The 12,275-nt window shown below is 65.1% G+C and carries 9 protein-coding genes and 1 pseudogene; 3 read left to right on the top strand and 7 right to left on the bottom strand.

The features are described from left to right. Window positions 1-453: pseudogene (locus tag CSC70_RS12965) on the top strand (hypothetical protein); the annotation flags it as partial. A 186-nt stretch (window positions 454-639) separates the two neighbouring features. On the opposite strand, the gene CSC70_RS12970 reads toward CSC70_RS12965, so the two are convergent. The 4 genes from CSC70_RS12970 to CSC70_RS12985 all read right to left on the bottom strand — a co-directional run bounded on the left by CSC70_RS12970 (window position 640) and on the right by CSC70_RS12985 (window position 3,887). Next, window positions 640-1,461, bottom strand: a complete 822-nt coding sequence (locus CSC70_RS12970) for a DUF5694 domain-containing protein (RefSeq protein ID WP_162457071.1) — start codon at window positions 1,459-1,461, stop codon at window positions 640-642. Window positions 1,462-1,684: 223 nt separating this feature from the next. Continuing rightward, window positions 1,685-2,335, bottom strand: a complete 651-nt coding sequence (locus tag CSC70_RS12975) for a hypothetical protein (RefSeq protein WP_162457139.1) — start codon at window positions 2,333-2,335, stop codon at window positions 1,685-1,687. 134 nt (window positions 2,336-2,469) lie between these two features. After that, entirely contained in the window at window positions 2,470-2,739 is a 270-nt protein-coding gene (locus tag CSC70_RS12980) for a hypothetical protein (protein WP_162457072.1), read from the bottom strand. A 677-nt stretch (window positions 2,740-3,416) separates the two neighbouring features. Then, the gene (locus CSC70_RS12985; RefSeq protein ID WP_162457073.1) at window positions 3,417-3,887 is read right to left on the bottom strand and encodes a hypothetical protein; all 471 of its coding nucleotides are present in this window, start codon (window positions 3,885-3,887) and stop codon (window positions 3,417-3,419) included. A 489-nt stretch (window positions 3,888-4,376) separates the two neighbouring features. Between CSC70_RS12985 and CSC70_RS14620 the strand changes: the two genes are divergently transcribed. Continuing rightward, complete coding sequence (locus CSC70_RS14620) at window positions 4,377-7,349, top strand: DNA methyltransferase (RefSeq protein ID WP_343038783.1); 2,973 nt, start codon at window positions 4,377-4,379, stop codon at window positions 7,347-7,349. Then, complete coding sequence (locus tag CSC70_RS12995) at window positions 7,346-8,236, top strand: nuclease-related domain-containing protein (protein ID WP_162457074.1); 891 nt, start codon at window positions 7,346-7,348, stop codon at window positions 8,234-8,236. The genes CSC70_RS14620 and CSC70_RS12995 overlap by 4 nt, the downstream gene beginning before the upstream one ends. Before the next feature lie 13 nt (window positions 8,237-8,249). Here the strand turns inward: CSC70_RS12995 and CSC70_RS13000 are convergent, their stop codons facing one another. From CSC70_RS13000 to CSC70_RS13005, 3 genes are read right to left on the bottom strand one after another with little or no spacing between them, the layout of a single operon-like run. Next, the gene (locus CSC70_RS13000; RefSeq protein ID WP_162457075.1) at window positions 8,250-8,429 is read right to left on the bottom strand and encodes a hypothetical protein; all 180 of its coding nucleotides are present in this window, start codon (window positions 8,427-8,429) and stop codon (window positions 8,250-8,252) included. Continuing rightward, window positions 8,410-8,532, bottom strand: coding sequence for a hypothetical protein (locus CSC70_RS14830; protein WP_281349623.1), 123 nt, complete (start codon window positions 8,530-8,532; stop codon window positions 8,410-8,412). Before CSC70_RS14830 ends, CSC70_RS13000 begins: the two co-directional genes overlap by 20 nt. Window positions 8,533-8,535: 3 nt before the next feature. Further along, complete coding sequence (locus CSC70_RS13005; RefSeq protein WP_246189432.1) at window positions 8,536-12,249, bottom strand: methylmalonyl-CoA mutase family protein; 3,714 nt, start codon at window positions 12,247-12,249, stop codon at window positions 8,536-8,538. Window positions 12,250-12,275 lie beyond the last annotated feature (26 nt).

Below are 12,275 nucleotides of genomic sequence, written 5' to 3' on the forward strand. Positions count from 1 at the left end.
GGTGGGGGTGTCGGTCTGCGCCAGCATGCCCGGCGCCGTCCCGAGTTGTGGGGCCGGCCGCCGGGCATGCTGGCGCAGACCGACACCCCCACCGACGCCGGCCGGGCGCAGGGTTCGGCGCGCAGCGAAGGCTACGGGCAGGACATCCACGCGGCCGAGCCGAGCATGCAGGTGGGCGGCTACCAGATCGTCTACGACCTGCGCAACGAAAACCGCCTGCGCGGCTGGCGCGATGAAGGCATGACCGAGATTTCGTTCCCGCTTCCGGGCATGCGGCAGTTCATGGTCTGTCCGCTGGAGATCGCCCTGCGCCGCGGCTCGGGCGGCTGCCGGCTGGCGGAACCGAACGACCCGGAGCTGGACAGCATCGGCGACGCGCGCAAGGTGGTCACCGTGGTCCGCGTCTATCACCGCGGCGATCTGGTCTGGCGCGGGCCGGGCGCGTACCGCTAGCCGAATGCGCCAAGTGGCTCAGGCCGCGATTCTCCCGATCCGCTGCACCGCATCACCGGCATGGTGGACCGGGGCCCACCCTGCGACAACGCATCGATGCAGCGGACGCCGGAAGCATGGTGTCCGCAGGGCGGGCTCAAGCCCGCCTTGCGCGTTGTTGCTTTTCCGCCCCGTGGCCCACGCCTTTCAGGGCATCAGGTAAGGCACCACGTCCTCGGCCTGGCGCTGCCCGTCGATCGCCAGCAAGTCCTTGAGGATGGCGGTATGGCCGGAGCCGGCGATCACCAGCACGCGCCGCCCCGGCGCGGCGGCCTGCTGCACGTTGGCGTACATGCGGAAGTTGCGATGCCACCAGCTCGCCGAGGCGTCGGCGCCGACGAATCCGCCCCCGGCATCCACGTCGTTCGTCTCGAGATACAGGTCCTTGTTCTCCCGCTCCCGTTCCGGGTTGTTGGCCAGGCGCAGCAGCTCGGGCAACGGCAACGTGGTCTGCTCGCGGGTTTCACGCGCCGACAGCGACGCGAGTTCCGCATCCAGCGCCGCCTTGAGGTCGGGGTCATGCGCGGCGATGTAGTCGAACAGCGCCCCACCCTTCCACTGCACCTCGCCCTCGTCGAAGCAGGTCACGCCACCCAGTCCGGCTTCCCTGGCCACGCGAAAACCGATCTGGTGGGTTTCATTGACGTCCAGCGCCGCGCCATCGTCGCGGTAGGCCGCATACGCCGCATCGTGCCGGGGTTGCGCCGACCGCTCGCACTCGATCAGCACATCGGTCGGCTGGAACGCCGCCAACCGCGTGGCCAGCGCCGCCAGATAGGCCTGGTTGTCGGCCGTCGTCACGTCGATCACCTTCGACTTGACCATGTCGCGGCCCGGATTGGCGAAATGGAACACGCCCAGCATCATCACTTTCGCCTCTTCCGGTGCGGGCTCCACCGCCCGCGCCGGCATCGGCAAACCCACCGCGCACAGCAACACCCAGACGCACCACGATCTGCAAACAGCCATCTCCACACCTCGAACGGTCGACAACACCTCTATCCAGATGCGCCAAACGGCCCAATGGTTGAACAGCGGCAGGGCGATCGATTCGCAGCGGGCGCAGACGTTGGGGCCGGGGGAAGATGAGCCGCGGGGGACAGTCGCATCGCGGCCCAACGGGCCTCGGAAAGTCTGTTCAGATCCCTGCCTTGCCGCTTCGATGGCGAAAGGCGGACAAGCCGTGCGCACCCTAATCGTTGCGCTGCGCCACGCGACCTTGCGCGAACCCGGGGAAGGTCTCCGCCATCGGCGCCGTGTCCGGCAGGATGTAGAACACCCCGCCCCGCTCGAACGTCGGACTGAGGATCTGCTCGTAGAACTCGGGCGCGACATTGATGCACCCATGGGTGATACGGTTGTCGTCCGGCGAAGGCGATGCGAGGCGTTCGACGCGTCGCTCGGCAGGGACACCCGTCGCGGTCGGGTGCAGGGAGACCGCGGAATCGTAGTCCACCCACAACACGCGTCCCGCGTCGATCGATGGACCGAAACCGCCCACGAAGCGTCCGGCCGGCGTGGTGCGGTCCCGGCCCGGAATCTCGCGCAGCGCGAGACCGGCGACGCCGGGCGCGGAATGGTCGCCGACCGCCGAGCCGAACAGACCGGGGGCCGCGCCGCGAAGCCGGCCATCGCCGCCGAACACCAGAACCTGCGCGGCGGCCTTGTCGATGACCGCGAACGGATAGCCCTGACTGTCGTTGGACGCGATGACCCAGCCCGCAAGCTCGATCACCGTGTCGGAGACCTCCTGGTCCGGCGGAAGCAGATCGACCGCGGCGACCGCTTGCGTGGCGGCCTGCCTGGCATTGGCCACGCCGACGCTGGCCGACGCCAGCGCCAGCAGCAGCGCACCGTGGGCGACCCGCATCGCAAGGCGTGTGGATGTACCGATGGGAGGACTCCCGGGAAAGAAAGGTGGCGCGCCGGGACCGCTGGCCAGCCAAGGCCACCGGGTCCCGGCACGGTCCGACCGGATCAACCGCGCGGCACGCGCCGCGGGGCCGATTCGATCTGCTGGACGCGGCCTTCCAGCGCATCCAGCCGCTGGTTGGCTTGCTGCGCGGACTGATTGGCCGATTCCGCACTCTGGGCCGCGCCCTGCACCCGCGTGTCGAGCGAATCCAGGCGCGAGTTGATCCGTGCGAAGTCGTCGTCGTAGGTGGCGCAGGCGCTCAGGCCCAGGGAAGCGACGAGCGCCACGCCGATCAGGCGCGCCATCGCCCGGTGCTGTTTGGTGAGGGACATATCCAATTCTCCTGCGTCGGGGGAATCGGGAATATAGCGGCGTTCGTGCCGATTGGCGGATGTGCCTTAAGGCCGCATTGGACTATGTGCATGGCGCGTGAAGTGCGTGCTGGCGGCGGATTTTCCGCGCCAGACCGTGTGGACGAAGGCCAGTGTCGCAGGGCCGGCTCAGCCCCGCCTTGCGCGGGTTGCGATTTGGACAAAATTTGTCCAACGGCGGAGATATTTTCTCCGCGGGCCGGGCTATTTGCTCGGCGGACGGACCTTTTAGCTCGGCGCTCGGGCCTTTTTGCTCGGTGGGCGGACCTATTTGCTCGGCCGGCCAGGAAAAAAGCTCGGCGGGCCGGGCCTGGAAGCCCGTGCGTCGGCCTATTTGCTCGGCGAACGGGCCTTTTTGCTCGGGCGGCGGGCCTATTTGCTTGGCGGGCGGGCCTTTTTGCTCGGCGGGCGGGCTTCGGAGAGCCGTGCGCGGGGAAATTCGGGGCGGCGGCGGGGCAAATAGGTCGAAGCGCGGGGTTCGGAGGCCGGCGGGCGGGCCGATTCGGGCGGAGCGCCGGCTGTCGGGGCCGGTGGGCGGGCAGGTTTTCCCGGTGCGCGGGGCAAAAAGCCCCGCAGGCCGGGTTCGGGGGCCGGTTCCCGTGGCGGAACAGGCGCCCCCGGCCCCGGCCGGTCACGGCTCAGGTGGCGGGTTGTTCCGCCGTGCGCCGCGAACTGTGGGAAAAGCGGGCGCCCAGGGCTTCGACCGCGCCCTCCAGCCCGCGATTGCGCCCGGACACCTTGAGCAGGCCATAGCCTTCCAGGGCGACGCTCATCAGGTCGCTGCCCAGCGCCATTTCCGAGTCGGACACGCGTTCCAGCAGGCGTTGCAGCCGGGTTTGCAGCGGGCGCAGGCGGTCCAGCGCCACCAGATCGGCCTGTGCCTCGGCCAGACCCAGCGCCGGCGGCACGATGTCGGGGTTCTGTTCCAGCACGGTCATGGTCTGGCGCACGAACGCCTCGGACTTGTCGCCCATCTTGGTGATCTGGCGGCGGGTGGCGTTGTCCAGCGCCAGCAGGCCGATCAGGCGGGCTTCCAGTTCGGTCAGGGCCGCGTTGATGGCGGTCATGTCTTCATCGGTCAGGGTCAACGACAACAGGTTCTGGCTCACGGCAAACTCCTTATGCATTCCATGTGAAGTGATGCCCGGCACATCCGGACCCCGGCACAGTGCAATGGCCCCTGCCGCCATGACCGCAGGGCAACGCCTCGACGATGGGTAGGGAAATACCGTGATCGGCTGTAGGAAATCGCGGATGCCCGCCGTGCCGGTCCGGCCTGCGATCTTTATCCGGTGCCGGAGATTCCCGGCACCCGCAGGGGGAACCACCAAAGCCGAATGTGCCGAATGGCTCAGGCCGCGATTCTCTCGATCCGCCCCACCGCATCGCCCGGCGATGGTGGGCCAGGGCCCACCCTACGACAACAATATCGGATGCCGAAATCATGGTGTCCGTAGGGCGGGCTCAAGCCCGCCTTGCGCGGGTTGCGACTTGCAGCGGCAGACCCGGATCGAACCCACCCCGCCACCGGACATAGTCCCCCGACCATCCTGTCCCCATGTCTGCGGTGTCGTATGCTCTCCGAAAAGGGGATCGGCATGCCGCTCAGCATCAACGAAATCAGGGACCGGGCGCGGGCATTCGCCAAGGAGTGGGCCGACGAAACCAGCGAGCGTGCCGAAGCGCAGAGCTTCTGGAACGAATTCTTCAACGTCTTTGGCGTCAACCGCCGCCGGGTGGCGGTGTTCGAGCAGAAGGCCCAACGGTTCTCCGGCAGCAAGCATGGCCGCATCGACGTGTTCTGGCCGGGGGTGATGCTGGCCGAACACAAGAGCGCCGGGGTCGATCTGGATGCCGCCTACCAACAGGCCACCGACTATTTCGCCGGCATCGCCGACGACGAACTGCCCCGCTACGTGCTGGTCTCGGATTTCCAGCGCTTCCGCCTGCACGACCTGGACGGCGATGCCGCGCCGGTGGAGTTTGCCCTGGCGGACCTGCACAGGGAAATCGGCCGCTTCGGCTTCATCAGCGGCTACCAGACCCGCCGCTACAAGGAAGAAGACCCGGTCAACGTGCAGGCCGCCGAGCGCATGGGCAAGCTGCACGACGCACTCAAGGCCGCCGGCTACGACGGCCACCCGCTGGAACTGCTGCTTGTGCGGCTGCTGTTCTGCCTGTTTGCCGACGATACCGGCATCTTCCCGCGGCAGGCCTTCCATGACCTGATCTCGCAACGCACCTCGGAAGACGGTGCCGACCTCGGCCTGTGGATCGCGCGGCTGTTCCAGGTGTTGAACACCCCGCCGGAAAAACGACAGAAGACACTGGACGAGCAATTGTCCGAGTTGCCCTACGTCAACGGCAAGTTGTTCGAGGAAGCCTTGCCGCTGGCGGATTTCAACGCCGCCATGCGCACCCTGCTGCTGGACGCCAGTACGCTGGACTGGAGCCGCATCAGCCCGGCCATCTTCGGCTCGATGTTCCAGTCGGTGATGGATGCCAAGGCCCGCCGCAACCTGGGCGCGCATTACACCAGCGAAAAGAACATCCTCAAGCTGATCGGCCCACTGTTCCTGGATGGTCTGAAGGACGAACTGGCGAAAGCCGGCAACGACGAAAGGAAGCTGGCACGGCTGCACCGCACGTTGGCATCGCTGAAGTTCCTGGACCCGGCCTGCGGCTGCGGCAACTTCCTGGTCATTGCCTACCGCGAACTGCGCGAGCTGGAGCTGGAGGTACTGAAGCGCCAGTTCGCCACCCAGCAATCGTTGCTGGCGCACGTGCAGGACCATGTCCTGGTGGACGTGGACCAGTTCCATGGCATCGAGATTGAGGAGTTCCCCGCACAGATCGCACAGGTGGCGATGTGGCTGATGGACCACCAGATGAACCTGCGCGTGTCCGAACAGTTCGGCGAAAACGTGGTGCGCCTGCCGCTGAAGAAATCCGCCGCCATCGTGCACGGCAATGCCCTGCGGATCGACTGGAACGATGTGATTCCGGCGGAGGAACTGGATTACATCCTCGGGAATCCGCCGTTCATTGGTCACCATTATCAGAACGCGGAACAGAAGGCCGACCAGGCCCGTGTCATGCACGAAATCCGGGGCAATGGCGTCATCGATTTCGTGGCGAACTGGTACGTCAAGGCCACCGAATATCTCAACCCCCGTCATTCCCGCGAAAGCGGGAATCGCCCTTCAACAGCGCGGAGCGCTGGTCATCCAGTGACTTTGGCTCCCGCGCCCGCAACGTCCATGGATCCCCGCCTGCGCGGGGACGACGGCGTGCGGGTGGCGTTCGTATCGACAAACTCGATCACCCAAGGTGAGCAGGTTGGCCTGTTGTGGCCGCTGCTTCTCTCCAGGGGCGCGCGAATTTTCTTTGCACACCGCACCTTCCAGTGGAACAACGAAGCACGTGGAGTCGCCGCGGTGCATTGCGTCATCGTCGGATTCGCGAACTGCGACATCTCGCCCAAGCGGCTCTTCGACTACCAGGACATCCGGGGCGAAGCTCAGGAGACAACGGCCACCAACATCAACCCTTACTTGGTCGATGCGCCGGATGTGGTCGTCACCAACAGGTCACTTCCGATCTGTGACGTTCCGAAGATGTCGTGGGGAAACAAGCCGACGGATGGTGGGCACCTCATTCTTTCTCCCGAAGAGCGCGACGAGCTGCTGGCATCGGAGCCGGGGGCTGCGAAATTCGCAAGGCGCTATATGAGTGGTGGCGACTTCATCAATGGAATCGAGCGCTACTGCCTGTGGCTCAATGATGCGACGCCCCAGGAGTTGAAGGCACTTCCGGAGGTGATGAAACGGGTGGAGGCCGTCAAGAAAAGCCGGTTGGCAAGCAAGGCCTCTTCCACGCGCGAGTACGCCAAATACCCCACCCGCTTCAGGCAGATCGCGCAGCAGGATTCGGACTATCTCGCAATTCCGGAGGTATCGTCGGAGCGACGCGATTACATTCCCATTGCATTTCTTGCCAAGGAAGTGATCTGCAGCAATAAAATTCAGTTCGTTCCGGATGCCACCCCATACCACTTCGGCATCCTGAGCAGTGCCATGCACATGGCATGGGTGCGCGCCGTTTGCGGTCGGCTGAAAAGCGATTTCAGCTACTCAAATACAATCGTCTACAACAACTTCCCTTGGCCGGATTTGCCGACAGCCAGCCCTGTAGGAGCGGCGTCAGCCGCGACAGCTGCCGGGGTCGCGGTTGACGCCGCTCCTACAGGGGAAAACAAATTGCGCACCACCATCGAAACCGCCGCCCAGAGCGTGCTGGATGCCCGCGCCCGGTTCCCCGACGCCACCCTGGCCGACCTGTACGACCCGCTGACCATGCCCCCGGCACTGGTCAAGGCCCACCAGCAACTCGACAAGGCCGTTGACAACGCCTACATCGCCGCCGAAAAAACCGCCGGCCGCAAGCCGCCCAAACTGTCCACCGACGCCGAACGCGTGGCCTTCCTGTTCGAGCGCTACCAGGCACTGACCAGCCTGCTGCCAGCGGAAAAGCCGAAGAAGGCACGGAAACGACGAGAGAAATCCGCATGAAGTGGCAATACTTCATTGGCCACGCCGTATTCATTGGCTCGGCGCTCATCACCATCGTCATTGTTCTTGCACTCAAGATAATGCGCGAGCGGCAGCAACGGCGTTCGCCACTACACGGCAGACAAATCGGGAATGTACCTGGGCAACAGATACAGGATCGCATCAACAAGGCCGGCGATGAGGCCGGTTTCGGCGTTGATGTCATGATCCTCGCCTTGCCCATGCTGTTCCTGATCTGGGCCACGATGCGAATCGACTGGACACAAGTTCGATTCGGCACGAGTGAATTGATCTTCCTCGTTGGGTGGGTGTTTTTCTTCGGATACGGCTTCTGGAAATACCAGCGTCACTCCAGACGCAGAGAACAGGCACGCGATGGCCTGCTGGCCGAACGCGTCACCGGCATGCAGCTCAATCGCCTATTCGCGCATGGATGCATCGTGATGCACGACCTCCCTTGCGGCGAGTTCAACATCGACCATGTCGTAATTGCCCCGCGCGGCGTGTATGCGGTGGAAACGAAGTCCTTCCGCAAGCCAAAGAACTTGCCAGCCGGCACGCCGGCCAAGGTCGAGTTCGATGGGGACACATTGAAGTTCAGCGACTTCACTAGCCGGAAACCGATTGAGCAATCCCGGCGCCAGGCCAGATACCTTTCCAGCTTCCTGCGTGAAAGCCTGGGCGAGGCCATCCATGTCGTGCCGGCATTGGCTCTGCCTGGCTGGTGGGTCGGAAAAACGGAGTCAGGCAAGGCCTCCGACATGTTCGTCTTCACCCCGATGGGCCGTGGCTGCGAATGGTTCACCTATGGAGAAGAATGCATTCCTGCTGCAAAGCGCCATCTGATCTCGCAAGCATTGGCCACCAAATACCCTGCTGCCACCTGAGACAGCCCAGCAACTACAATCGGCAATCCCGATAAATCGTCGGCTCCGGCATGGGAGCCGTCGGGCACAACGCTTCCACTGTCTCCATCAAGTCCAGCCATGCGGCAATGGCATCGCCTTCGGGCACGGCGCGATACGGCGGCCCCGCCTCGGCCACCAGCAACGGTCCACGATCACTCACCAGACGCTCCATCGTCTTGTCCGTTGACGAGTTCATCCAGCAATGCCTCGCGCTCGAAAAGTGCAAAGGCGAACGCCATCAATGCTTCCCGAATCTGATCTGCAAGCTTCGGCATCATCTACATGTTGCGGCGATATTCCCCACCCACGTCATACAACGCATGGCTGATCTGCCCCAGGCTATGCGTCTTGACCGCTTCCACCAGCGCCTCGAACACGTTGCCCCGCCGCCGCGCCGTGTCCTGAAGATACGCCAGCCCGTGGCCGTCGTGCACCTCTCCCTCGACTGTGGCGTCCTCGACCACGTGGCCGTGGCCGGTTTCCCCCTCCGGCGCCAGCCGGTTGCGTAGCGACTGCCAGCCGCGCACGTTGGCGATCTGCTGGGCCTTTTCCGCCTGCGTGCTGCGGATCAGCTCGATCTCGGTGGCGATCTCGCCGCCGTGCTCGCGCGGCAGGAAGGTATTGACCCCCACCAGCGGCAGGCTGCCGTCGTGCTTCTTGTGCTCGTAGTACAGGCTCTCTTCCTGGATCTTGCCGCGCTGGTACATGGTGTCCATGGCCCCCAGCACCCCGCCGCGCTCGCTGATGGCCTCGAACTCCTTGTACACCGCCTCTTCGACGATATCGGTCAACTGCTCGACGATGAAGCTGCCCTGCCAGGGATTCTCGTTGAAGTTCAGCCCCAGCTCCTTGTTGATGATCATCTGGATGGCCACCGCACGGCGCACCGATTCCTCGGTGGGGGTGGTGATGGCCTCGTCGTAGGCGTTGGTGTGCAGGCTGTTGCAGTTGTCGAACAGCGCGTACAACGCCTGCAGCGTGGTGCGGATGTCGTTGAACTGGATTTCCTGCGCGTGCAGGCTGCGGCCGCTGGTCTGGATGTGGTACTTGAGCATCTGGCTGCGGGCGCTGGCGCCGTAGCGTTCGCGCATGGCGCGCGCCCAGATGCGCCGCGCGACCCGGCCGATCACCGTGTATTCCGGGTCCATGCCGTTGCTGAAGAAGAACGACAGGTTGGGCGCGAAGTCGTCGATCTTCATCCCGCGCGCCAGGTAGTACTCGACGATGGTGAAGCCGTTGGACAGGGTGAAGGCCAACTGGCTGATCGGGTTGGCCCCGGCCTCGGCGATGTGGTAGCCGCTGATGCTGACCGAGTAGAAGTTGCGCACGCCGTGGTCGACGAAGTACTGCTGGATGTCGCCCATCATGCGCAGGGCGAACTCGGTGCTGAAGATGCAGGTGTTCTGCGCCTGGTCTTCCTTGAGAATGTCCGCCTGCACGGTGCCGCGCACGCTGGCCAGGGTCTGGGCCTTGATCCGGGCGTAGGTGTCGGCATCGACCAGTTGCTCGCCGGTCATGCCCAGCAGGGCCAGGCCAAGGCCATCGTTGCCGGGCGGCAATTCACCGTGGTATTGCGGACGCTCGCGGCCGGCGAAGAATTTTTCGATCTTCGCTTGCGCCTCGGCCCAGCGCGCGTCGTCTTCCTTCAGGTATTTCTCCACCTGCTGGTCGATGGCGGTGTTCATGAACATCGCCAGGATCATCGGCGCCGGGCCGTTGATGGTCATCGACACGCTGGTGGTCGGCGCGCACAGGTCGAAGCCGGAGTACAGCTTCTTCATGTCGTCCAAGGTGGGGATATTGACCCCGGAGTTGCCGATCTTGCCGTAGATGTCCGGGCGCGGCGCCGGGTCTTCGCCGTACAGGGTGACGCTGTCGAAGGCGGTGGACAGGCGCACGGCCGGCTGCCCGGCGCTGAGGTAATGGAAGCGGCGGTTGGTGCGCTCCGGCGTGCCTTCGCCGGCGAACATGCGGATGGGGTCTTCGCCGGTGCGGCGATACGGATACACGCCGCCGGTGTACGGGTAGCTGCCGGGCAGGTTTTCCTTCTGCAGGAAGTGCAGCAGTTCGCCCCAGCCGGCATACGGCGGCGGCGCGATCTTGGGGATCTGCTGCTGGCTGAGCGAGGTGGTGTAGTTGTCGATGCGGATGGCCTTGCCGCGCACCTGGTATTGGTTGACCGGGTCGGTCACCGCCTGCCGCCGCGCCGGCCATTCGCGCAGCAGCTTGAGCGCATCGGACGACAGCGACTGGATGGCGTCGTTGTAGCGCTGGCGCAGGGTCAGCAGGCTGCGGTCGGCCTGTAGTGCGGGCCCAGGCCCGCCGTCGACCACCTCATTCGCACCTGCATGGCGGGCCGGGGCCCGCCCTACGATGTCTTGCGAGGGAAGCAGGGCTTCCGGTGGGTACAGCTCCAGCGCTTTCGGCAGAGCCGGGTCGTCCAATTCCTTCAGCGCCTGCCAGCAGTGCTGGGCGCAGCTGGCGACTTCGGCTTCGCTGTCGATGCGGCGATTGATGCCGCGGCCCTGTTCGGCGATCTCGGCCAGGTAGCGCACCCGGCTGCCGGGGATCAGCACGGTGGCGCGCGGTTCCTTCAGCGTGGTGTCGATGGCCGGATGAAAGTCGCAGCGCGCCGTTCCCGTCCCGGCAGGAGCGGCGTGAGCCGCGAGGCTTTCATCTCCTGCGACCACCGTGGTTCCGCTGGTCGCGGCTGGCGCCGCTCCTACAACATGCAGCTTCTGGCGCAGCAGGCGGCACAGGCTGGCGAACATCCAGCTGACGCCGGGGTCGTTGAACTGGCTGGCGATGGTCGGATAGACCGGGATGTCGTCGTCGCTGGCCTGGAAGGCGTTGCGGTTGCGCTTCCACTGCTTGCGCACGTCGCGCAGGGCGTCCTCGGCGCCGCGGCGATCGTACTTGTTCAGCACCACAAGCTCTGCGAAGTCGAGCATGTCGATCTTCTCCAGCTGGCTGGCCGCGCCGTAGTCGCTGGTCATCACGTAGATGGGGAAATCGACCAGGTCGACGATCTCCGAATCGCTCTGGCCGATGCCGGCAGTCTCGACGATGACCAGATCGAAGCCCAGCGATTTCAGCAGGCCGATGCAGTCGCGCAGCACCGCGTTGGTGGCCACGTTCTGCCGGCGCGTGGCCATCGAGCGCATGTACACGCGATGGCTGCGCAGCGAGTTCATGCGGATGCGGTCGCCGAGCAGCGCACCGCCGCTGCGGCGGCGGGTCGGGTCGACCGAGACCACCGCGATGCGCATGGCCGGGAAGCTGGACAGGAAGCGGTTGAGCAGTTCGTCGGTGACGCTGGACTTGCCGGCGCCACCGGTGCCGGTCAGGCCGACCACCGGGGTCTTGCCGGCGGCCAGTTGCCATTGCTTGCGCAGGCGCGACAGTTCCGCTTCGGAAAGCTGTCCGTCCTCGATGGCGGATATCGCCTGGCCGATGGCGATCTCGTCGTCGATGCGGGGAACTTCGTCGGCGAGAGATAAGGAAGAAGAAAGGTGGCGGGCCTGGGCCCGCCCTATGGCATCGCGCGAGGCGGATGCGCGCGCGACCACGTCTTCGATCATTTCCACCAGCCCCAGCTTCATGCCGTCGTCGGGGTGGTAGATGCGCTCGACGCCGTAGTCCTGCAGCTCGCGGATCTCTTCCGGGGTGATGGTGCCGCCGCCGCCGCCGAACACGCGCACATGCGGCGCGCCCTTCTCCTTCAGCATGTCGACCATGTACTTGAAGTACTCGACGTGCCCGCCCTGGTAGGACGACAGCGCGATGGCGTCGGCGTCTTCCTGCAACGCCGCGCGGACCACGTCCTCGACGCTGCGGTTGTGGCCCAGGTGGATGACTTCCGCGCCCTGGGCCTGGATCAGCCGGCGCATGATGTTGATCGCCGCGTCGTGACCGTCGAACAGGCTGGCCGCAGTGACGAATCGCAGCGGCGTTGCGGCGTGCTGCCGCGCCGGGGCCGTGTCGGCCTGCATGACCATTGCAATCCTCCCGTTGCAAT

Source organism: Pseudoxanthomonas kalamensis DSM 18571 (assembly GCF_010211745.1).
GTDB classification, from domain to species: Bacteria; Pseudomonadota; Gammaproteobacteria; order Xanthomonadales; family Xanthomonadaceae; genus Pseudoxanthomonas_A; species Pseudoxanthomonas_A kalamensis.

Bases quoted from the DNA above. Each gene is read 5' to 3' on its own strand.
- CSC70_RS12970 (WP_162457071.1), bottom strand. From the start codon at position 1,461: ATGGCTGTTTGCAGATCGTGGTGCGTCTGGGTGTTGCTGTGCGCGGTG.
- CSC70_RS14830 (WP_281349623.1), bottom strand. From the start codon at position 8,532: ATGCCGAAGCTTGCAGATCAGATTCGGGAAGCATTGATGGCGTTCGCC.
- CSC70_RS14620 (WP_343038783.1), top strand. From the start codon at position 4,377: ATGCCGCTCAGCATCAACGAAATCAGGGACCGGGCGCGGGCATTCGCC.
- CSC70_RS13005 (WP_246189432.1), bottom strand. From the start codon at position 12,249: ATGCAGGCCGACACGGCCCCGGCGCGGCAGCACGCCGCAACGCCGCTG.
- CSC70_RS12995 (WP_162457074.1), top strand. From the start codon at position 7,346: ATGAAGTGGCAATACTTCATTGGCCACGCCGTATTCATTGGCTCGGCG.
- CSC70_RS12980 (WP_162457072.1), bottom strand. From the start codon at position 2,739: ATGTCCCTCACCAAACAGCACCGGGCGATGGCGCGCCTGATCGGCGTG.
- CSC70_RS13000 (WP_162457075.1), bottom strand. From the start codon at position 8,429: ATGGAGCGTCTGGTGAGTGATCGTGGACCGTTGCTGGTGGCCGAGGCG.